Source organism: Dokdonella sp., assembly GCF_017744955.1.
GTDB lineage: Bacteria > Pseudomonadota > Gammaproteobacteria > Xanthomonadales > Rhodanobacteraceae > Dokdonella_A.
The window spans coordinates 335772-356377 of sequence record NZ_JAGIAG010000001.1 but is presented as its reverse complement, the minus strand read 5'-3'; the positions used below and the strand labels follow the sequence as shown (position 1 = coordinate 356377).

Genomic DNA, 20606 nt, shown 5'->3' with positions numbered 1-20606 from the left:
GAGGAATGGAGTCGACACAGCGTTTCAGATCGGCAGTGCAACCATTGCCTCTGAAGAGCGCGGCGAAGCATGCGCTCGAGTAACGAAGCGCCCGGATGCCCGGCTCTCTGGACATCGGCGTATGCATACTCATATCGAGGGTATCGAGAGGGCGTGCATCCTGCCGCTCAGCGCTCGGCTCATTGAGCAAGCGATGCTCCGAGGCTTGTGCGGCGGCGGTGAGCGCGGCCAACATCCAAGGGAAAGGCGCGTCTGCATCACGTCACGCGATGCGCCGCGCTGATGTGTCCTGTGGCATCGTGACGGCAAGCGCAGGCGCGGCGCCCGCTACAATCCCCCTATGGACGTTTCCCACCTCATCGACGGATTGAATCCGGCGCAACGCGAAGCCGTGACCGCGCCGGCAGGACACCACCTCGTGCTCGCCGGCGCCGGTTCCGGCAAGACGCGCGTGCTGACCCATCGCATCGGCTGGCTGCTCGAGGTCGAGCGCGTGTCGCCGTGGTCAGTGCTCGCGGTCACCTTCACCAACAAGGCCGCCGGCGAGATGCGCGGTCGCGCCGAGAACCTGATCGTCGGCGGTGCGCGCGGCCTCACCATCGGCACGTTCCACGGCATCGCGCACCGGCTGCTGCGCCGGCATTTCCGCGAGGCGAAGCTGCCGGAGACGTTCCAGATCCTCGACGCCGACGACCAGCAGCGCCTGGTCAAGCGCACGATCCAGGGCATGGGGCTGGACGAGTCGCGTTTCCCGCCGCGGCAGGCGACCTGGTTCATCAACTCGGCCAAGGACGAGGGCAAGCGGCCGGACGCGCTCGAAGCCGGCTACCGCTCCGACAGCCACGTGCTGATCGACATCTACCGCGCCTACGAGGAAGCCTGCCGGCGCGGCGGCCTGGTCGACTTCGCCGAGCTGCTGCTGCGCGCGCACGAGTTGTGGCTGCAGAACGACGCGCTGCTGGCGCACTACCGCGAGCGCTTCCGGCACCTTCTGATCGACGAGTTCCAGGACACCAACACCTTGCAGTACGCGTGGATCCGCGTGCTCGCCGGCACCACCGGGAACGTGTTCGTGGTCGGCGACGATGACCAGGCGATCTACGGCTGGCGCGGCGCGCGCGTTGAGAACGTGCAGCATTTCCTGCGCGATTTTCCGGCGGCGAAGACGATCCGCCTCGAACAGAACTACCGCTCCACCGGCAACATCCTCGCCGCCGCCAACGCGGTCATCGCGCACAACCCGGACCGGCTCGGCAAGCAGCTGTGGACGGCGGGCGACGCCGGCGCCGAGATCGAGCTGTACGCGGCCTACAACGAGCAGGACGAGGCGCGCTACGTCGTCGAGCGCATCCGCGAGCACCTGCGCGAAGGCGCCAAGGCCTCCGACGTCGCGATCCTGTACCGCTCCAACGCGCAGTCGCGCAACTTCGAAGAACAGCTCATCCAGCACGACATCGCCTATCGCGTGTACGGCGGCCTGCGCTACTTCGATCGCGCCGAAATCAAGGACGCGCTGTCGTACCTGCGCCTGGTCGCCAACCGCCACGACGACGCGGCGTTCGAGCGCGCGGTCAACACGCCGCCGCGCGGCATCGGCGAGCGCACGCTGGACCTTCTGCGCCAGCGCGCGCGCCGCGACGCCTCGTCGTTGTGGGAATCGGCGCTGGCGGAGCTCGGCGTCGGCGCCCTGGCCGCGCGGGCGAAGAACGCGTTGCGCGCGTTCCTCGAATTGATCGAAGCGCTGGCGCGCGATTGTCTCGACAAGCCGGCAATCGGGAATCGGGAATCGGGAATCGACGAAACCGACGCTCCCGATTCGCTGCCTCTCTCCGAACAGATCGAACACGCGCTGGCACGCTCCGGCCTGCGCGACTTCTACGAGAAGGACAGCCGCGGCAGCGCCGAATCGCGCGTGGAGAACCTCGACGAACTGGTCAACGTCGCCGCGCGCTTCCGGCGCACGCCGGAAGACCTCGAAGCCAACCTGTCCGAACTCTCCGCCTTCCTCGCGCACGCCGCGCTCGAAGCCGGCGAAGGCCAGGGCGAGGCGTGGCAGGACTGCGTGCAGCTGATGACGTTGCACTCGGCCAAGGGACTCGAATTCCCGCTGGTGTTCCTGGTCGGCATGGAGGACGGCCTGTTCCCGAGCCAGAAATCGACCGAGGAAGCCGGCCGTCTCGAGGAAGAACGCCGCCTCGCCTACGTCGGCATCACGCGCGCGCGCGATCGACTCGTGCTGAGCTACGCCGAGTCGCGCCGCCTGCACGGCGTCGAGTCGTACGCGCGGCCGTCGCGCTTCCTCAACGAAATTCCGCCCGAGCTGCTGCACGAAGTGCGTCCGCGCGTGCAGGTCAGCCGGCCCGCGTTCGCCGGCCGCCTCGCGACGAGCGCGCCGGAACCGGGGGCACCGTTCAAGCTCGGCCAGCGCGTGCGCCATGCGAGCTTCGGCGAAGGCGTCGTGCTCAGCTACGAGGGCGCCGGCGCGCACACGCTGGTGGAAGTCAACTTCGCCGAGGTGGGGCGCAAGCGGCTGGTGCTCGCCTACGCGAACCTGGCGGCGCTGTAGGTCCGCGGCCGTCGCGGAACGCGCTCGATCGGAGAAGACGATGCGAAGCGGATACCGCAGGTTCCCGGCGATGGCAGCGGCGATGGCGGTCGCGGTCGCGCTGCTGCTGCTCGGATGCACATCGTCGCCGGAGCCGGGCGCGGCGCCGGAGCCGCAGGCGGCCGACAACCACGGCAGCGAGCAGTCGGATGCGGATGCGAGCGTGCGGCCGCACGTTCCCAGCGCCGAGGGCTATCCGGAATTGACGCCGGAAGAGATGGGCCGGCGTCTCCTGACGCTCGCCGACAGCCTGCAATGGATCGACGACTTGTCGCAGTCGCGGATCGAACAACGCTTCGGCGTGGAACTGGGTTCCAGCCCCGGCACCCACCTCCACAGCTTCACCATGCACCTGCCCGAGTCGGGCTGGCACTACGCGCTGGTGTACGAGGACGATCCGGAGCGCGCGTATCCGTTCGAGAACAAGTCCGTCGCCTACGAACTCTCCAACGCCGGGCGCGGCGCCGATCCGGGCGCGGTCTGCGCGCCGACGATGCAGGCTTACGCGGATGCGCTGAAGGCGATGCAGTTCGCTCCGAAGGCGCCGGCCGACGTGGCCAAAGCCGGCCTGCCGCCCGGCTACGTCTACTACTCGCGTCGCGACGTGCGCGTGGGGCTCAAAGCGATGCCGGTGTCCGCCGCGTCGTCGCGCGTCGGTTGCGTCGAGCGCGTGGCGATCGAGCGCGACCTGGACTACTGCCCGATCGCGCCGTGCTTTCGCAACGCGCCGTCGCCCTGACCGACGCGCGGGCGCGGTTCGCGCTCCGCATCGCCGCCGCGGCTCGTCAGTCGAAGCCGTCGGAGAAGATCGTCTCCGCGGCGTCGAACTCGAACGCGCCGATGTCGACCGCCGCACCCAGCAAGCGCGGGTGCGGCTCGCCGCGCTGGTCGTAGACGAGCGCGGCGGGATTGCTGCCGGCGTCGATGGCGGGGCTGCCGCTGTGCAAGGCATGGGTCCGCGTCGGGCCGCCGTTGTCCTGCAAGGGCCCCAGCCGCGGATCGGCGTGCAGCGTGCCGGTGAGCGTATCGCCGCCGACGCCGATCAGGTTGTGCGCGCCCCAGAGCATGCTGCGCGAGTCCTGCCCCAGATCGGACGGCCCGGAGCCCGCGGTGTTGCCGGCGAGGATCGAGCTGTCGATCCGGCCGGTGTGGTCGAAACCGACCAGCACGCCGCCGGCGCGCGGGCCGTCGGTGTGGTTGAACGCGATCGTGCTGCCGGTCAGGTTCAGCGACGGCTGCGTGAACACGCCGGCCGCGTCGCCGCCGGCGTGGTTGCCGGAGATCGTGCTGTTCTCGATGCGCGTCAGCGAACTGCCGAAATGGATGAACGCGGCGCCGCCGCCGAGGTGGTCGGCGTGGTTGTGGTCGATGGTCGAGTCGCGGACCGTCGCCGAGCCGTAGGCGACGAACACGCCGCCGCCGTTGGCCTGGTCGCCGCCGTGGTTGTTCGGCGCCAGCGCGTCGTTGGCGGCGATCGTGCTGGCGACGAGCGTCAGCGCGCGGTAGCTCGCGACGCCACCGCCGAACGCGCCGGCGTAGGCAGCTCCGCCGGGAATCAGCGTACCGGTCGGCGCCATCGAGGTCGCGTCGTTGCCGGACACCGTGCTGTGCTGCAGGTCGAGCGTGCCGCGCGCGTAGATGCCGCCGCCGAGTGCGCTGCTGTTGGAGGAGTACGCGCTGCACTCATGCACGCGGCTGTCGCGCAGGACGACGTCGCCGTTCGCGTGCACGCCGCCGCCGCGCACGAGGGCTCCGTCGGCGAGGTCGCGCGCGGCGCAGTCGGCGACGTCGACGCGGTCGAGTTCGAGGTTGCCCGTCGAGGCGAGGCAGCCGCCGCTCGAATCCGTGCGTCCGCGCGCGAGCCCGAGGCCGCGCAGATGCAGCGTGCCGGTGCCGGTGTGCCGGAACACGCGATCGGCCAGCGCGGCGTCGAGCGTCAACGCCGCGGCGCCGGGTCCGGCGATCGTCAGCTCGTCCTGCGCGACCACGATCGCGCCGGTCGCCAGCGTGAGGGTGCCGCAGGTCAGCGTCGACAGGTCGATGGTGTCGCCGCTCGCGGCCGCGGCGACGGCGGCGCGCAGGCTGCCGGGGCCGTCGTCGGCGCAGCTGTCCACGCTGCGCGCCAGGCTTCGCCGAGCGGGATCCGCGGCGGTCGCGGTCGCGCCGGCGAGCGCAAGCGCGAGGCAGGCGGCCAGCGGGAGCATCGCCAGTTCGCGTCGTGTCGATCGGGTCATGCGGACATCCGGCTTGCCGTCAGGCCGCCGATTGTGGGTCATCGCCGCGATGGTTTCAGCCGGATCCCACGCAGGCGTTCGCCGTCGATCCGACCGCCGCTCAGTCCAGCAGGCGGCGCAGCGCGGCTTCCCGCTCGCCGGCGGAGCGGAATCCCTGGGCCAGATCGAGGTAGCCGGCGCGATCGACCGCCACCAGGCGCGTCGCGCCGGCGGCTTCCGACCAGGCGCCGGCGAGCGCCGCGAGCGCCGCCGGCGCCTCGCGGTGGAGTTCGAGCAGCAGTGCGCGGGCCGCCGGACAGGAGAGGCGGCCGCCGTCGCGGCAGACCAGCGGTCCCGGCGGAATCGGCGGCGAGCGCCACAGCTCGCGCACCTGCGAGGCCAGCGCCGGTTCGCGCGCGAGCGCGTCGCGCCACGGCGTCTCGGCCAGCGCCGCGACGTCGGCCTCGCCCGCGCGCAGCGCGGCAAGCGCGCCTTCGTGGGTGCCGGCGTAGTTCAGCGCGGCGTAGTCCGCGCGGCGGCCGAGCGCGGCGAGGTGCAGGTCCTGCACCAGTCCGCCCGAGGTCGAGCCGCGCACGGCCTGCGCGATGCGCCATTGCGCGGCTGTGCGGGCGAGCGCGCCGTCGTCGTCCGGGCCGGCCCCGACACGCGCCAGCAGCACGCCGCGATAGCGTTCGGCGGTGGCGCGCGGCACCTCGAACACGGCGAGCGGCTGCGCCTGCGCCGCATCGAGCAGGGCGAGGCCGGCGAAGGTGTTGGTCACCGCGAGATCGGCGGCGCCGGAGCGCACCGCCTCGACCAGCGCGCGCGGCGAGTCGAACAGGCGCACCGTCACCGGAGTCTTCAGCCGCGCCGCGAGCACGTCGGCGAGCGGTTGCAGCGCCGCGGCGCGGTCGTACTTCGGATACGCGTAGGTCGCGAGCACGGCGGCGCCGTTCGTCCGCTCGCCGCCGTCGGCACCGGCGATGCCGGCCGACAGCGCGAGCAGCAGCGCGACGGTGCGGCGGAACGATCGGGGCATGCGCATGCAGGTCTCCTGCGGCAGGAACGAAATCTCCGGCTCTCCATCCACCTTACGCGAAAGGGCGCGAATCGCTATCGCGCCGCCGGCCGCATCCGGCGATCGGCGTCAGCCGCGTTCCGCCTCGACGGCGCAGCGTGTCGACGATCGCGGCGCGCGCAGCCTCGGCCAGCGCCTGGCGATCGACTGTCGCCGGCATCGCGGCCGAGATTGAGACTGACGCAGTCCGCCGCCTACACTCGGCCGTTCGCCGACCGGCCCGTCCGATGCCCGTACTTTCGCGCCTGCCCGCCTGGGCTCGCCTGCTGTTGCTCGCCCTCGCCGTCCTCGCGGTGGGACGGGCGCTGCTGCTCGTTCGCCACGAGCCGTTGCTGGCGCTCGGCAACAACTACGACCAGATCCGCTACACCGCCTGCCTGGATCTGGCGCCGTGGCGGCCCGGCGTCGACCCCGGCGTCGGCAGTGCCGCAGCGCCGCAGCTGCGCTTCGCCTTCCAGCCGATTCCGCCGGGCAATTGCCTGTGGACCTCGGACCTGTTGTTCACGGCGCCCGTCGCGCTCGGCTGGCGCATCGGCGAAGCCTTCGGCGGCCGGCCGATCCATTCGGTGCGACGCCTGGCGGAGCTGCGCCTGCTGGCCTGGCTCGCGGTCGCGGCCTGGGCGACGGCGTTCTTCCTGCGCGAGCGGCGCTTCGGCCTCGCCGCGGCGCACCTGCTCTGGCTGGGGCTGGTCGGCTTCGATCCGGGCAACACGCTGTACTGGGCGACCTTCTACGCGGAACCCTCGGCGGTGTTCGGCTGGTATCTCGCCGCCGTCGGCGTGGTCGCGGCACTCGTGCGACCGACGCGGGGCGCCGTGGCCGCGATCGCCTTCGGCGCGGCGATCCTCGCCGCGAGCAAGCTGCAACACATCCTGCTTCCGGCGGCGATGGCGGTCGCCGTGCTGTTCGCGATGCGCGGCGGCGGACGCCGGATCGCGCTGGCGCTTGCCGTCGGCGGGCTGATCGGCGGCGCGGTGCAGATCGCCAACGGCTGGCGCGCCGCGTCGCCGGCGGAAGGCATGTCGATCACCAATCGCGGCAACTTCCTCCTTTCCCTGCTGCTGAAGGAGAGCAGCGACGCGCCCGCGCTCGAGCAGCGGCTCGGCATCGGCGCGGAATGCGCGTCGTACGCGGGCAAGAACGTGTACGTGCTGCCCCGTCCGATCGAGTCGGTGTGTCCCGGCCTCCCGCAGTGGAGCCAGGGCACGCTGTGGAAGCACCTCGTCGCGGACCCGCCGGCACTGGCGCGCGCGCTGCTGCACGTTCCCCATTCCTTGCTGCCGTGGCAGCCGCCGTATCTCGGCGTCGTCGAAGGCGTCGACCACGGTTCCTTGCCGTGGTATTCGCCGAGCGTGAATCAGCTGTTCGGCGGTTCCGTCGCGATCGCCTGGCTGCTGCTGCTGGTGCCCTGGCTGGTCGTCGCCGCGTGCTGGCTGCTGCCGCTCGCAGCCGAGGCGCGCGCCTTCGCGCTGCTGTGCGCCGTCAGCGCGTCCGCCACCGTCGTCGTCGCCCTGTTCGGCGACGGCGACGTCGACTTCGGCAAGCACGCGCACCTGGCGATCACCTGCGCGCTGACCGGCCTGTGCATCCCGCTGGCCGGGTTGGCGAATGCGCCGCCGCGTCGGAGACTGTCCGCATGAACGCCACGGCGACGGTCACGCGACGATTCATCCTCGCCCTGCTGGTCCTGCTCTGGCTCGTCGGCACGCTGCGCGCGTTCGCGCTGTGGGCGCACGATCCGCTGTACGCGTACGCCAACAGCTACGACCAGACGCGCTACACCAACTGCTTCCATTTCTATCCGGACCGGCCGGACGCGATCCCGCCGCAGCAGAACAGTCCGCAGGCGCCGTACTCGGACTACCGCTTCATCGCCACCGGCGATCCGATGTGCTACTGGTCGAGCGAACTCGTCTTCACCGGCGCGACCGCCGCGATCTGGAAGCTCGGCGAATGGGCCGGCGGCAACGCGACGCACGACGTGCGCTGGGTCGGCGCGCTGCGCTGGCTCGCGCTGCTGGCGATGTCGATCGCGCTGTCGCTGGCCTGGCTGCGCCGCGGCGATGTGCGCGCGGCGCTGGCGAACGCGGCGCTGCTGCCGCTGCTGTTCGCCGATCCGGGCAACACGCTGTACCTGAACACGTTCTACGCGGAGTGGACGGCCCTGCTCGCCGTCTACGCTGTGTTCGCGCTGACGTTGCTGTGGCGCGACGCGCCGTACGACCGGCGTCGCTTCGTCCTGCTCGCGCTGGCCGCCTTCCTGCTCGCGACGAGCAAGATCCAGCACCTGCTGCTGCCGACGGCCTTGGCGGTGCTGGTGCTCGCGCTCGATCGCCTGCGCCTGGGACGCTTCGCCTGGCGCGGCGTCGCGCTCGCGCTCGGCGCCGTCGCCGGCTTCGGCCTGCAGTTCGCGCAGCTGCAGCGCGACGGGGCGATGATGGCGGCGATCGACCAGTACAACCGCGCCGACGTGGTGTTCACGGCGCTGCTGCCGGTCGCCGACGATCGCGCCGCGCTGCTGACCGAACTCGGCATCGACCCGGCCTGCGCGATCTACAACGCGCATCACGCCTGGGAGTTTCCGGACCTGCCGGAGAACGTGTGCCACGGCCTGTCGGAATTCTCGCGCGGCGACGAGCTGAAGACCCTGGCCAGACATCCGCACCTCGCCCTGCGCCTGGCCGTGCAGGGCGTGCTCGGCCTCGATCCGTGGATCGCGAAGAACCTCGGCCAGGTCGAGGGCGGCGACTTCGCGCGGATGTCGGACGGACAGCCGAGCGTGGGGCGCGTGTTGCACGCCGTTCCGTCGCTGCAGCTGGTGCTGCTGGCGATCCCGCCGCTGGCCCTGCTCGTGCTGCTGTGGCGGCCGGGGTTGCGGCGCGGATCGCGCGCGCTCGACTACGCCACGCTCACGGTCGCGACGATGCTGGCGACCCTGGCGATCACGGTGCTCGGCGACGGCCTCGCTGACGTCGCCAAGCAAGGCCATCTGGTCGTCGGTGCGGCGCTCGCGTTCGCGCTGGTCGGGCTCGTCGCCGGCCTGGTGCGCGATCGCGGCGAAGCGCGGCGCTAGCGTTCCGTCGCCACGCTCGATTCGAGTCGACGGCATCCGCGCGAAAGCGGGGATTCACCGGCTTGCGGTCATCCGGATTCCCGCGTTCGCGGGAACGACGCAGGGAGAGTCGGCGCGTCGGGGTATCGCTGCCGGATACTAGAAAATCTCGGCGACGCAGCAGCGCAGGCTGCCGCCGGCTTTCTCGATTTCATCGAGCGGCGCCTCGCCGAGCGCGAAGCCGTGCCGCTCGATCGCGGCGAGCTGCGCCGGTTGCAACGACGCGGCTGCGCAGGCGCTCATCCACGCCCGCCGCGGCGCGAGGGCGATCGCGTTGCCGGCGAAGGCGTGCTTCTGCGCGGCGTCGAGCCAGACCGCGTCGCCGTAGACCTGCGCGATCGCGGCCGGCACCGCGGCGTCGCGGAACCCGTCCGCCGCGAGCAGCGGCAGGCGGCCGGCGAGCAGGGCGAACACCACGTTGGTGTGATATTCGCCGGCGGCCAGTTCGAAGCAGAACGTCAGCGCGAGCCCGAAGGCTTCGTGCATCGCGCGCGCGCCGGCGAGGTCGCAGCGTTCCGACAGGCCGCAATAGCCGATGCCGCGCGCGCGATCGATCACCAGCGCGCCGGTCAGCTCGGCGACCAAGTCCTGCCGCTGCGAGAGGTCGATCGTGCGGTAGCCGAGCACGTCGCGGAAGAACGCGCGCACGTCGCCGCGTCCGGCCTCGCGCCGGCGCACGGCGTGGCGCATGCGGCCGACGATCAGCCGGCCGTGCGCGGTCGCGAACACGTTGTTCGGAAACAGCCCGTCCGGGCAGGCGGGATCGCCGGGAAAGGTCAGCACCGGCACGTCGTCGCCGAGGCGCCGGGCGAGTTCGCCGTGCTGGCTCGCGGCGCGGTCGAGATCGAGCGCCGTCGCCGCGGCCATGTAGCGGTTGTCGCGCGCGGATTCGGCGGCCAGCGCGTCGCTCGCCGGCGCGACCAGGAACGCCGCGCGTGCGCTCGCCGCGTGACGCACGGGAAGGCGCTCGCGCGAGAACGCGGCGAGGAAGTCGCGCGGGTCGGTGACGAACATTCGCGCGCCGACCGTCAGCGCTCGGCCAGCCGCGCGCACTCGCGGTGGCGGAAGCAGTCCACCAGGTGGTCGTTGACCATGCCGGTCGCCTGCATGAAGGCGTAGCAGATGGTCGAGCCGACGAAGCGGAAGCCGCGCTTGCGCAGTTCCTTGCTCATGCGGTCGGACACCGCCGTCGTCGCCGGCACCTCGCGCACGTCGCGCCAGACATTCTGCAGCGGCGCGCCGTCGACGAAGGACCAAAGATATCCGCCGAGGCTGCCGAACTCCTCGATCGCCGCCAGCGCGGCGCGCGCGTTGCCGCGCACCGAGGTGATCTTCAGGCGGTTGCGGATCAGGCCGGGGTCGGTCAGCAGCTTTTCGATGCGTGCGTCGGTGAGGCGGGCGCAGCGGTCGATGTCGAAGTCGGCGAAGGCGCGGCGGTAGTTGTCGCGCTTCTCCAGCACGGTGCGCCAGGACAGGCCGGCCTGCGCGCCTTCCAGGCAGAGGAACTCGAACAACGCGCGATCCTCGCGCAGCGGCGCGCCCCATTCGCCGTCGTGATAGGCCTGCATCGTCGCGTTCTCGCGGCTGGCCCAGGCGCAGCGCGTCTTGTCCTGCATGATCGGCTCCTTCGCCGCCCCGCGATCCGCATTCGCGGACGGCGAGGACGGGTTCCTCGCCCGCGTATCATACGAAGCTTCGTCCGCTTCCACGCGCCCGGCGCGACGCCCTGATGTCCGCTTCCCTTGATGCGCGCCGCGGCGCGTTGCTCGTGCTGCTGCTGCCGATCCTGATCTGGAGCTACAACTGGATCGTCATGAAGCAGGTGCTGACCTGGATCGGCCCGTTCGACTTCTCCGCGCTGCGCTTCGGCCTCGCCGTGCTGCTGCTGTTCGCGCTGATGCTCGCGCGCGGCGAGTCGTTGCGGCCGCCGCCGCTGGGGCAAACCGTGCTGATCGGCCTGGCGCAGACGGCCGGGTTCCAGGCGCTGGTGCAATGGGCGCTGGTCGACGGCGGCGCCGGACGCACCGCCCTGCTCGCCTACACGATGCCGTTCTGGGTGGTGCCGCTGGCCTGGTGGCTGCTCGCCGATCGTCCGGGTCCGCGACAGTGGCTCAGCCTCGCCGTCGCCGCGATCGGGCTGCTGTTCGTGCTGGAACCGTGGCGCAGCATCGAGGGCGCCGGCAATGCGGCGCTGGCGATCGGAGGCGGCCTGTGCTGGGCGATCGGAACGGTGCTGAGCAAGCGCCTGTTCCGGCGCGGCGGCATCAGCGCGCTGTCGCTGACGACCTGGCAGATGGCGTTCGGCGCGCTCGCGCTGCTCGCGCTGCTGCCGTTCACGCAGCACAAGCCGATCGTGTGGTCGAACTACCTGCTCGGCGCGCTCGCCTACAACGCGGTGCTCGCTTCCGGGGTGGCCTGGCTGCTGTGGTCGTGGGTGGTCGACAAGCTGCCGGCCAGCGTGGTGGGGCTGTCGAGCCTCAGCGTGCCGATCGCCGGCATCGCGTTCGCCTGGATCCTGCTCGGCGAGCGACCGTCGCCGATGGAGGCGGTCGGCATCGCGCTGATCGCGGCGGCGCTGGTCATCGTCAACCTGCGCCGGCCGCGGGCCTCTTGAGCGGCTAGGCGCGCGTCAGTTCCATTTGCCCACGCCCTGCGGCGCACCGACGATGACGCTGCCGTCGCCGAGGCGTTGCCATTGCGCATCCTGCCAGCGCCAGTATTCCTTCGGGTTCCAGTACTCCGCCGCGTAGTACTTCGATCCGTCGACGAAATTGCTGAAGGTGCCCATCGCGTCGGTCGCCTTTCCGCCGTCGACCTGCGGCTGCTGCTTGGAGACGTGCGTCTGGCTCGGCAGCGACAGCGTGCCGACACGACCGAGGCGACTGCCGGTGGCCTTGTAGCGCTCGCGCTGGAGCTCCCTTTCCAGGCGCGGCTTGGCCACGTCGTCGGCGTATTTGGCGAAGACGGGCTTGCCGGCCTCGACGGCGCGAGCTTGCTCGGTCGCATCCAGCTGCGACCAGTAGCGTTCGCGCAGCACGATCAGCGACGGGTAGTTCCGTTCGGCGGCCATGTCCATCCAGGCATAGGCCAGCGATCGGTCCTGCGCCACGCCCACGCCGTTCCACAGCATCTCGGCGACCATTGCCTGCGAGGTCTTGTCGGCGTAGTGGGCGGCGTCCTGGAAGTAGCCGAAGGCCTCCTTGAAGCGCTTGCGTTCGTAGGCTTCCATGCCGGATCGGCGGAAGCGCAGATCGGGATGCGCGCGGATGAAGGCGTCGCTGTTGACGATCTTGGGATCGTCGCTGCGCATGCCGTCGGGCGAGGCATGAGCGCCGACGACGGTGAAGGCGATCGCGAGCAACACACTGCGGGAGACTGCGTTCATGATGGTTTCCTCCGTGGAGAGGCCGTCGCGGCCCCTCGCCTAGACGTCTAGTTCATCTTGCCCACGCCCTGTGGCGCGCCGACGATGACGCTGCCTCGTTCGAGGCTGCGCCACTGCGCGTCCTGCCATTGCCAGTACTGCTGCGCATCCCAGTACTGGTCCGCGTAGTACTTCGAGCCGTCGGTGAACCGATTCATGTCGTTGAGGCCGGTGATCTGATCCACCTTCTTCGCGCCGGCACCGGATCCGGGTATCGACAGCGTTCCGACGTGGCCGACACGGCTGCCGGTCACTTCCGTACGCGCGCGCGCCAGCTCCTTCTCGAGGCGCGGCTTGGCCACGTCGTCGGCGAATTCGGCGTAGACGCCCTTGCCGATCTCGATCGCACGCGCCTGCTCGGCCGCGCTCAGCTGCGACCAGTAGCGTTCGCGCATCACGATCAGCGAGGGGTAGTTGCGCTCGGCGGCGAGGTCCATCCACGCGTAGGCCAGCGGCCGATCCGCCGCCGCGCCTTCGCCCTTCCACAGCATCTCGGCGACCATCGCCTGGGAGGTCTTGTCGGCGTAGCGGGCGGCTTCCTTGAAGTCGCGCAGCGCATCGGAAAAATGCCGGCGCTCGTAGGACTGCATGCCGGAGCGGCGCAGGCGCTGGTCGGGGTGCGCGCGCAGGAATCCCGCGTTGTCGACGATGCCGGGATCATCGGCGCGCATGGGCCCGGTCGCCGCCTGCGCCGCACCGGCGGCGACCGCGAGACCGAGCAGCAAAGTAACGGACTTCGCATTCATGACCGTCTCCTCGAAACGAGGCCAGCCCGGCCCCGAGGGAGCCATGCGGAGGAGCGGTGCGTCGCGAGGGCCGTCAGCCCGGATGGAGGCGGCTGTCAGCGAAGGCCACGCGCCATCACGACCGCGGCGAGGGGGATGATAGCGATCAGGTGCAGCTCGATCAATACGAAACGTATCGTACGGCGCCATTCCGATTCCGGCACGCGCCAGCCCGGCTCGGCGCGGCGCGTCCTGCGCCAGCGCAGGATCGCGCGCGTCGGCGCGATGGAAAGCAGGCCGACCAGCACGAACAGGCCGACCTTCAGATGGAACACCGGGTTGTGCGCGTAGAACGACCAGCCCTTGAGGCCGAACACGGCGCGCGCGGCGCCGGTCAGCAGCACCAGGCCGGCGAGGATGCCGTAGCCGGCGTCGGCCTTCGCCACGCGTTCGAGATCGAGCGCGTCGACGCCCGCGCGCAGCAGGGTCAACTGCTTGGCCAGGAACCAGATCAGGCTGAAGATCGCGGCGAAGTGCAGGTAGGCGAGGATCGCGTCGGTCCACATGGCTCGGACTCCTTGGGCTCGCAACGTCGTGCGATGTGAGTGGAACGGGATAGCCGCGGACGGCTGCTTGTCGATTCGCGCGATCAGGGAAGACCGCTGAAATACGTCTCCAGGTCCACGTTGCCGCCGGACAGGATCACGCCGACGCGGCGGCCGGCGAAGCGTTCGCGATGCGCCAGGATCGCCGCCAGCGCGACGGCCGAGGACGGCTCGACGACGATCTTGAGCCGCTCCCACAGCAGGCGCATCGCCGCTGCGGTGGCGCGGTCGGCGATCGGCAGCACGGTCACCTCGTATTTCTTCAGCAGCGCGAAATTGATCTCGCCGAGCAGGCCGCGCAGGCCGTCGCAGATCGTGTCGGGCACCAGTTCGGTCACGCGCGCGCCGCGGCGCAGGGATTCGTACGCGTCGGCGGCGCCTTCCGGTTCGGCCGCATGGACGGCTATCCGCGGCGCCAGCGCGCGCGCCGCGATCGCGCTGCCGCCGATCAGGCCGCCGCCGCCGACCGGCGCGATCAGCGCGTCGAGCGGGCCGGTTTCGCGCAGCAGTTCGAGCGCGGCCGTGCCCTGCCCCGCGATCACGCGCGGATCGGTGTAGGGATGCACCAGGGTCGCACCGGTCCGGACGCGCACGGCTTCGGCGGTCGCCTCGCGCGCGGCCAGGGTCGGCGCGCAGCGATGCAGGATCGCGCCGTAGGCCTCGATGCCGGCGAGCTTGGACTTGACCGCGCCTTCGGGCACGACGACGTGCGCCGGAATGCCGCGCGTCCTCGCCGCCAGCGCCAGCGCGGCGCCGTGGTTGCCGGAGGAGTGCGTGACCACGCCGCGCGCGGCGACGTTTTCCGGCAGCGACCACACCGCGTTGCAGGCGCCGCGGAACTTGAACGCGCCGACGCGCTGCAGGTTCTCGCACTTGAAGTGCAGCTCGGCGCCGGCCAGCGCGTCGAGCGAGCGCGAGCGCAGCACCGGCGTGCGCTGCGCGTGCGGCGCGATGCGCGCGGCGGCGGCTTCGACGTCGGCGAATTCGGGCAGGTCGAAGGAAGCGTTCATCGGTCGAAAGGAGCCTCGCGAGAGGCCGCGACGATACACGCGCGCGGAGCACGCATGCTAGCCTGCCGGTCGTCACTTTCCTCGACATTCTTCGCATGTCTTCCGATTCCGCCAAGCCGCCCGTGCTGCTGCGCGACTATCGCGCGCCGGCCTGGCGCGTCGCCGAAGTCGAGCTCGAATTCGACCTCGATCCCGCCGCGACGATCGTCGTCGCGCGCCTGCTCGTCGAGCGTTCCGTCGCCGTCGCACCCGCCGAGCCGCTGCGCCTCGACGCCGAGCAGGTCGAGTTGCTGGAGCTGCGTATCGACGGCCGCGCGCTCGCGGCGGAGGAATACCGCTTCGACGCGGAAGCGCTGACGATTCCGCTCGCCGGCGACCACGCGCGCGTCGAGACGCGCGTGCGCATCGCGCCGGAGACCAACACCGCCCTGCAGGGGCTCTACACCAGCGGTCGCGACGACGCGCGCTTCCTGCTCACGCAATGCGAGGCGGAAGGATTCCGCCGCATCACGCCGTTCCCCGACCGGCCCGACGTGCTGGCGCGCTACACGGTCACGCTGCGCGCCGACCGGCAGCGTTTTCCGCTGCTGCTGGCGAACGGCAACGCCGACGGCGCCGGCGAACTCGACGACGGGCGCCACTGGGCCCGCTTCGTCGATCCGCATCCCAAGCCGAGCTATCTGTTCGCCCTCGTCGCCGGAAGGCTCGAAACGATCGAGGACCATTTCGTCACCGCCGAAGGCCGCCGCGTACGCCTCGCCATCCACGCCGAGGCCGACGCGATCGGCCGTTGCGACTGGGCGATGCAGTGCCTGAAGCTCGCCATGCGCTGGGACGAGCAGCGCTTCGGCCGCTGCTACGACCTCGACGTGTTCCACGTCGTCGCCACGCACGATTTCACGATGGGCGCGATGGAGAACAAGGGCCTCAACGTCTTCAACGCGAAATACCTGCTGGCCGATCCGGAGCGTGCCACCGACGACGCTTATCGCCACGTGCTCGCCGTGGTCGGCCACGAGTACTTCCACAACTGGAGCGGCAACCGCGTCACCTGCCGCGACTGGTTCCAGCTGTCGCTGAAGGAAGGCCTGACGGTCTACCGCGAGCAGGAATTCGAATCCGACCTCGCCTCGCGCACGCTGCGCCGCATCGAGGACGTGCGCATGCTCTGGCGCGCGCAGTTCGCCGAGGACGCAGGCCCCCTCGCGCATCCGGTGCGGCCGGATCGCTACAGCGAGATCAACAATTTCTACACCGCGACGGTGTACGAGAAAGGCGCCGAGATCGTGCGCATGCTGAGCCTGGTGCTCGGCCGCGACGGATTCCGCCGCGGGCTCGACCTCTATTTCGAACGCCACGACGGCGAGGCCGCCACGGTCGAGGATTTCCTCGCCGCGCTCGGCGAGGCCAACGCGACCGATCTTTCGCCGTGGCTGGCGTGGTACGGCCAGGCCGGCACGCCGACGCTGGAGGCCAGCGAACGCTACGACGCGGCCACGCGCCGCTACGAGCTGACCCTGGCGCAGCACACCGCGCCGACGCCGGGCCAGCCGCGCAAGCAGGCGCTGCCGATCCCGGTCGCGGTCGCGCTGTTCGACGAGCACGGCGCGCGCCTGCCGCTGCGGCTCGACGGCGATGCCGCGCCGCCCGGCCAGGAACGGGTACTGCCGCTCCACGCGGACCGCGCGACGTTCCGCTTCGTCGACGTGCCGGTGCGGCCGGTCGTCTCGCTGCTGCGCGGCTATTCCGCGCCGGTGCGCCTGCGCTGGAGCGCCGATGCGGTGGATCTGGCCGTGCAGATCCGCCACGACGACGACGGCTTCAACCGCTGGTTCGCCGCCGACGCGCTGGCGCGGCGCCTGTTCGCCGAGGCGCTGGCGGCCGGCGGCTCGGACGCGCGCTCGCTCGAGGTGTGGACGCGCAGCCTCGCCGAGGCCCTGAACGACGATGCGCTCGATCCGGCGCTGGCCGCCGAGATGCTGACCGTCGCCGACGCGAATTCGCTGGCCGAGGAGCTGGCCGAAATCGATCCGGAGGCCGTGCACCTGGCGCGCGCGTCGATCGAGACCGCGCTGGCGCGCGCGCTGGCCGAGCCGCTGGCGCGGCGCTATCGCGCGCTGTCCGGCGCGCTGGACGCGCAAGCGACCGATCCGGCGGCGCAGGCGCGCCGGCGGTTGCGCAACGTCTGCCTCGCCGCGCTGTGCCGCGCCGACGCGGCGCAGTTGCCGCTGGCCGAAGCGCAGTTCGCGCAGGCGCGCAATCTGACCGATCGCATCGGCGCGCTGTCGGTGCTGCTCAGCACCGAGTCCGCCGCCGCCGCCGCGGCCCTCGACGCGTTCGCGGCACGCTACGCCGGCGATGCGCTCGTGCTGGACCAGTGGCTGTCGCTGCAGGCGACGCAGGCGCGCGCGGACACCGTCGAACGGGTCGCGGCGCTGACCGCGCACGCGGTGTTCCGCTGGACCAATCCGAACAACGTCTATGCGCTGATCGGCGCGTTCGCGCTGCGCAATCCGCGCGCGTTCCATCGCGCCGACGGTGCCGGTTACCGCTTCGTCGCCGAAGCGATCGCCCGGCTCGACGCTCTGACCCCGCAAGTCGCGGCGCGCCTCGCCACCGCGTTCGGTGGCTGGCGCCGCCTCGAACCCGTGCGCCGCGCGCTGATGCATCGCGAGCTGCAGCGGCTGGCGGCGCGAGAGACCCTGTCGCCGGATCTGGCCGACATCGTGGCGCGAAGCCTGGCCGGCTGAATCGCCGGGAGGCGCGGCATGGATGACGGTGGCCGGACGACCCGGCCTCGTTGGCCGCCGCCGGATTCCGCGTGGACCTGTCCCGATGACCGCGGAGGCTCGTTCGAGGACAAAAGAAAAGGGCCGCGGAGTCCGCGGCCCTCAAAGCCCCTGTTCCTACACCCTGTTCTCAGGCAGGCTGGTTCCGGTCAGGCCGGCAGCTTGGCCAGCGCTTCGTTGATGCGTGCGCAGCGCGTCTCGAGCTGATCGACGGTGTCGTTCGCGGCGATGTCGCGTTCGCGTGCCTGGTCGATGGCCATCTCGAGGCGTCCGAGTTCGATCATCAGATCGTGCCGGAGGAAGAGCGGATTGAAGCTGGCGTTGGCGACATTCATGGGATCGACTCCGGTGATCTTGCTGCTGCACGGAGATAGCAAGCGGCGTGCCAGGCGTCACAAATCGTTTCGCGGGCATGCCGATTCGTTGCCAAGCCTCATCGGCGCACGCATCATCGCGACCGTGGTGACGTCGTTCGTCGCAAATTGACCGCAAGCGCGGTCTGGCTGCAGGGAGCGGCAGGAGTTCGCGATCCACGTCACAGTCTGCCAGCGCCGCGGAAGCGATCTTCGCGGGCGCTGCAGATCGAAGGTTTCAGCGCTCACTGGCGCCCGGCAAACGGTCCTCTTGGATCCCCCCTGTTCCTACGACCGCCGGGCGCCAGCCTCCCTACGCCGAACTTCTCCAAACCTGCGCTTTTGTAAAAGTGCGGTCTTGGACCGGCATCGGCTCGGTCGAAAGCGCGGCCGGAAGGGTTGGTGAGATTGTCCTGCCGCTGCCGGTCGTGGCGATCGCAGAATCGCGAAACGCCAGAAGAACTCTCGCGGAGACGCAGAGAGCGCAGAGAAGAGCTGAAGGAAGATTGGAGAAGGGATTCCGGCGGGGGCTTTCCCGGCGTTCTCCGCGCCTCTGCGAGAGATCGCCTTGCACCGGAAAGGGCCGCGCACGCCTAAGTCAGGGGCGCCGCCAAGAAAAAGAAAAATACCCCCACCGACGCGCAACCGGCCCCTGAATTCCGATCAGCGACGTGCTCGCATACGTCGGGCGCCGGTGGGAGTACTCCGGGATGCAGCAGATTCCATGCCAGCGCCGCGCCGGCGCGTTGCTAGAATGACGCCCTTACGCAAGCGCCGCGCCCTCGCGCCGGATTCGAACCGAGCAGCAGCCATGTACAACTACGACGTCATTGTGGTCGGCGGAGGCCATGCCGGCACCGAGGCCGCGCTCGCCAGCGCGCGCACCGGCGCGCGCACGCTGCTGTTGACGCACAACATCGAGACGATCGGCCAGATGAGCTGCAATCCGGCCATCGGCGGCATCGGCAAGGGCCACCTGGTCAAGGAGATCGACGCGCTCGGCGGCGCGATGGCCGCGGCGGCCGACCGCGCCGGCATCCAGTGGCGCACCTTGAACGCCTCCAAAGGCCCGGCCGTGCGCGCGACGCGCTGCCAGGCCGATCGCGTTTTGTACAAAGCGGCCATCCGGCGTCGGGTCGAGACACAGGATGGCCTGGACCTGTTCCAGCAGGCGGTCGACGCGCTGATCGTCGAGCAGGGCCGCGTCGCCGGCGTGGTGACGCAATCGGGCCTCCAGTTCCGCGCTCCCGCGGTGGTGCTGACCGCCGGCACCTTCCTCGCCGGCAAGATCCACGTCGGGCTGACCCAGCACGCCGGCGGCCGCGCCGGCGATCCGCCCTCGCTGGCCCTGGCCGAGCGCCTGCGCGAACTGCCTTTCGCGGTCGGGCGCCTGAAGACCGGCACGCCGCCGCGCATCGACGGCCGCACGATCGACTACACGCAGCTGGAAGAGCAGCCCGGCGACGAGCCGGCGCCGGTGTTCTCCTTCCTCGGCTCGCGCGCCGACCATCCGCGCCAGGTCAGCTGCTGGATCACGCACACCGGCGAGCGCACGCACGAGATCATCCGCGGCGCGCTCGACCGTTCGCCGCTGTACGGCGGCGTCATCGAAGGCACCGGCCCGCGCTACTGCCCGTCGATCGAGGACAAGGTCGTGCGCTTCGCCGAGAAGGCCTCGCACCAGATCTTCATCGAGCCCGAAGGCCTGGAGACCAACGAGATCTACCCGAACGGCATCTCGACCTCGCTGCCGTTCGACGTGCAGCTCGACCTGGTGCGCTCGATCCGCGGCCTGGAGCACGCGCGCATCACGCGGCCGGGCTACGCGATCGAGTACGACTACTTCGACCCGCGCGGCCTGAAGGCCTCGCTCGAGACCAAGGCCGTCGCCGGCCTCTACTTCGCCGGCCAGATCAACGGCACCACCGGCTACGAGGAAGCCGCCGCGCAGGGCCTGATCGCCGGCCTCAACGCCGCCCGCGCGACGCAGCAGCGCGAGCCGTGGACGCCGCGCCGCGACGAGGCCTACATCGGCGTGCTGATCGACGACCTGATCACCAACGGCACCAGCGAGCCGTACCGCATGTTCACCTCGCGCGCGGAGTACCGCCTGCAGCTGCGCGAGGACAACGCCGACCTGCGCCTGACGGAAATCGGCTTCGAACTCGGCTGCGTCGCGCAGGAACGCCACGACGCGCTGCGCCGCAAGCGCGACGCGATCGAGCGCGAGACCGCGCGCCTCGGCGCACTGTGGGCGACGCCGGCGAACGCGCTCGGCCGCGCCGTCGAAGCCACGCTCGGCGTCGCCGTCTCGCGCGAGACGAACGCGCTCGACCTGCTGCGCCGTCCGGAGATCGCCTATCGCGACCTGGTCCGCGTCGACGGCATCGCGCCCGGCGCCGACGAGGTCGCGGTCGCCGAGCAGGTCGAGGTGTCGGTCAAGTACTCCGGCTACCTCGAGCGCCAGCGCGAGGAGATCGAGCGCAACCGCCGCCACGACGACACCGCGATCCCGGCCGCGTTCGACTACGCCAAGGTGCGCGGCCTTTCCGCCGAGGTGCTGGCCAAGCTCTCCGGCGCGCGGCCGCAGACGATCGGCGAGGCGCGCCGCATCTCCGGCGTCACGCCGGCAGCCGTGTCGCTGCTGCTGATCCACCTCAAGCGCGGCGGCGGCCGCCGCGCCGCCTGACGC

Annotated in this window: 17 protein-coding genes; 8 read left to right on the top strand and 9 right to left on the bottom strand. The window is 70.9% G+C overall.

From position 1 onward, the window contains the following. Positions 1-340: 340 nt before the first annotated feature. On the top strand, positions 341-2566 hold the full coding sequence (gene uvrD / locus J7520_RS01475) for a DNA helicase II (RefSeq protein WP_291183039.1): 2226 nt from the start codon (positions 341-343) through the stop codon (positions 2564-2566). Positions 2567-2606: 40 nt separating this feature from the next. Then, complete coding sequence (locus J7520_RS01470) at positions 2607-3344, top strand: hypothetical protein (protein WP_291183037.1); 738 nt, start codon at positions 2607-2609, stop codon at positions 3342-3344. 46 nt (positions 3345-3390) lie between these two features. Here the strand turns inward: J7520_RS01470 and J7520_RS01465 are convergent, their stop codons facing one another. Next, a complete protein-coding gene (locus J7520_RS01465; RefSeq protein ID WP_291183035.1) occupies positions 3391-4839 on the bottom strand; it encodes a choice-of-anchor Q domain-containing protein in 1449 nt (482 codons plus the stop codon). 100 nt (positions 4840-4939) lie between these two features. Next, positions 4940-5863 carry a PhnD/SsuA/transferrin family substrate-binding protein gene (locus J7520_RS01460; RefSeq protein ID WP_291183033.1) on the bottom strand — a complete coding sequence of 308 codons (924 nt, stop codon included), beginning with the start codon at positions 5861-5863 and terminating at the stop codon, positions 4940-4942. 260 nt (positions 5864-6123) lie between these two features. Between J7520_RS01460 and J7520_RS01455 the strand changes: the two genes are divergently transcribed. Then, positions 6124-7536: a hypothetical protein gene (locus J7520_RS01455; RefSeq protein WP_291183031.1), complete on the top strand. Its 1413-nt coding sequence runs from the start codon at positions 6124-6126 to the stop codon at positions 7534-7536. Then, positions 7533-8969, top strand: coding sequence for a hypothetical protein (locus tag J7520_RS01450; protein ID WP_291183030.1), 1437 nt, complete (start codon positions 7533-7535; stop codon positions 8967-8969). The genes J7520_RS01455 and J7520_RS01450 overlap by 4 nt, the downstream gene beginning before the upstream one ends. 138 nt (positions 8970-9107) lie before the next feature. On the opposite strand, the gene J7520_RS01445 is transcribed toward J7520_RS01450, so the two are convergent. Then, positions 9108-10022 (bottom strand): arginine deiminase-related protein, encoded by a 915-nt coding sequence (locus tag J7520_RS01445; RefSeq protein WP_291183028.1) that lies wholly within the window; start codon positions 10020-10022, stop codon positions 9108-9110. A gap of 14 nt (positions 10023-10036) precedes the next feature. Then, positions 10037-10624: a DNA-3-methyladenine glycosylase I gene (locus J7520_RS01440; protein WP_291183026.1), complete on the bottom strand. Its 588-nt coding sequence runs from the start codon at positions 10622-10624 to the stop codon at positions 10037-10039. 113 nt (positions 10625-10737) lie between these two features. Here J7520_RS01440 and J7520_RS01435 point away from each other — a divergent pair, with 113 nt between their 5' ends. Next, a complete protein-coding gene (locus tag J7520_RS01435; RefSeq protein WP_291183024.1) occupies positions 10738-11622 on the top strand; it encodes an EamA family transporter in 885 nt (294 codons plus the stop codon). A gap of 15 nt (positions 11623-11637) precedes the next feature. Here J7520_RS01435 and J7520_RS01430 read toward each other — a convergent pair whose 3' ends face one another. From J7520_RS01430 to J7520_RS01415, 4 genes are all read right to left on the bottom strand, one after another. Then, entirely contained in the window at positions 11638-12393 is a 756-nt protein-coding gene (locus J7520_RS01430) for a hypothetical protein (protein ID WP_291183022.1), read from the bottom strand. A 47-nt stretch (positions 12394-12440) separates the two neighbouring features. Next, on the bottom strand, positions 12441-13178 hold the full coding sequence (locus J7520_RS01425) for a hypothetical protein (RefSeq protein WP_291183020.1): 738 nt from the start codon (positions 13176-13178) through the stop codon (positions 12441-12443). A 95-nt stretch (positions 13179-13273) separates the two neighbouring features. Next, on the bottom strand, positions 13274-13723 hold the full coding sequence (locus J7520_RS01420; protein WP_291183018.1) for a DUF2214 family protein: 450 nt from the start codon (positions 13721-13723) through the stop codon (positions 13274-13276). Between the two features lie 83 nt (positions 13724-13806). Then, a complete protein-coding gene (locus J7520_RS01415) occupies positions 13807-14772 on the bottom strand; it encodes a pyridoxal-phosphate dependent enzyme (RefSeq protein ID WP_291183016.1) in 966 nt (321 codons plus the stop codon). Between the two features lie 95 nt (positions 14773-14867). On the opposite strand from J7520_RS01415, the gene pepN reads away from it, so the two are divergent. Then, positions 14868-17522, top strand: coding sequence for an aminopeptidase N (pepN, locus tag J7520_RS01410; protein ID WP_291183014.1), 2655 nt, complete (start codon positions 14868-14870; stop codon positions 17520-17522). Positions 17523-17710: 188 nt separating this feature from the next. Here pepN and J7520_RS01405 read toward each other — a convergent pair whose 3' ends face one another. Continuing rightward, positions 17711-17896: a hypothetical protein gene (locus J7520_RS01405; protein ID WP_291183012.1), complete on the bottom strand. Its 186-nt coding sequence runs from the start codon at positions 17894-17896 to the stop codon at positions 17711-17713. Between the two features lie 13 nt (positions 17897-17909). Between J7520_RS01405 and J7520_RS01400 the strand changes: the two genes are divergently transcribed. Together J7520_RS01400 and mnmG are read left to right on the top strand one after the other, a co-directional pair. Next, a complete protein-coding gene (locus J7520_RS01400; RefSeq protein ID WP_291183009.1) occupies positions 17910-18047 on the top strand; it encodes a hypothetical protein in 138 nt (45 codons plus the stop codon). A gap of 678 nt (positions 18048-18725) precedes the next feature. Next, positions 18726-20603 carry a tRNA uridine-5-carboxymethylaminomethyl(34) synthesis enzyme MnmG gene (gene mnmG / locus J7520_RS01395; protein WP_291183008.1) on the top strand — a complete coding sequence of 626 codons (1878 nt, stop codon included), beginning with the start codon at positions 18726-18728 and terminating at the stop codon, positions 20601-20603. Positions 20604-20606: the final 3 nt, after the last annotated feature.

Bases quoted from the DNA above. Each gene is read 5' to 3' on its own strand.
- J7520_RS01435 (WP_291183024.1), top strand. From the start codon at position 10,738: ATGTCCGCTTCCCTTGATGCGCGCCGCGGCGCGTTGCTCGTGCTGCTG.
- J7520_RS01450 (WP_291183030.1), top strand. From the start codon at position 7,533: ATGAACGCCACGGCGACGGTCACGCGACGATTCATCCTCGCCCTGCTG.
- J7520_RS01455 (WP_291183031.1), top strand. From the start codon at position 6,124: ATGCCCGTACTTTCGCGCCTGCCCGCCTGGGCTCGCCTGCTGTTGCTC.
- J7520_RS01415 (WP_291183016.1), bottom strand. From the start codon at position 14,772: ATGAACGCTTCCTTCGACCTGCCCGAATTCGCCGACGTCGAAGCCGCC.
- J7520_RS01465 (WP_291183035.1), bottom strand. From the start codon at position 4,839: ATGACCCGATCGACACGACGCGAACTGGCGATGCTCCCGCTGGCCGCC.
- uvrD (WP_291183039.1), top strand. From the start codon at position 341: ATGGACGTTTCCCACCTCATCGACGGATTGAATCCGGCGCAACGCGAA.
- J7520_RS01445 (WP_291183028.1), bottom strand. From the start codon at position 10,022: ATGTTCGTCACCGACCCGCGCGACTTCCTCGCCGCGTTCTCGCGCGAG.
- J7520_RS01420 (WP_291183018.1), bottom strand. From the start codon at position 13,723: ATGTGGACCGACGCGATCCTCGCCTACCTGCACTTCGCCGCGATCTTC.
- J7520_RS01430 (WP_291183022.1), bottom strand. From the start codon at position 12,393: ATGAACGCAGTCTCCCGCAGTGTGTTGCTCGCGATCGCCTTCACCGTC.
- mnmG (WP_291183008.1), top strand. From the start codon at position 18,726: ATGTACAACTACGACGTCATTGTGGTCGGCGGAGGCCATGCCGGCACC.
- J7520_RS01460 (WP_291183033.1), bottom strand. From the start codon at position 5,863: ATGCGCATGCCCCGATCGTTCCGCCGCACCGTCGCGCTGCTGCTCGCG.
- pepN (WP_291183014.1), top strand. From the start codon at position 14,868: ATGTCTTCCGATTCCGCCAAGCCGCCCGTGCTGCTGCGCGACTATCGC.
- J7520_RS01440 (WP_291183026.1), bottom strand. From the start codon at position 10,624: ATGCAGGACAAGACGCGCTGCGCCTGGGCCAGCCGCGAGAACGCGACG.
- J7520_RS01425 (WP_291183020.1), bottom strand. From the start codon at position 13,178: ATGAATGCGAAGTCCGTTACTTTGCTGCTCGGTCTCGCGGTCGCCGCC.
- J7520_RS01470 (WP_291183037.1), top strand. From the start codon at position 2,607: ATGCGAAGCGGATACCGCAGGTTCCCGGCGATGGCAGCGGCGATGGCG.
- J7520_RS01405 (WP_291183012.1), bottom strand. From the start codon at position 17,896: ATGAATGTCGCCAACGCCAGCTTCAATCCGCTCTTCCTCCGGCACGAT.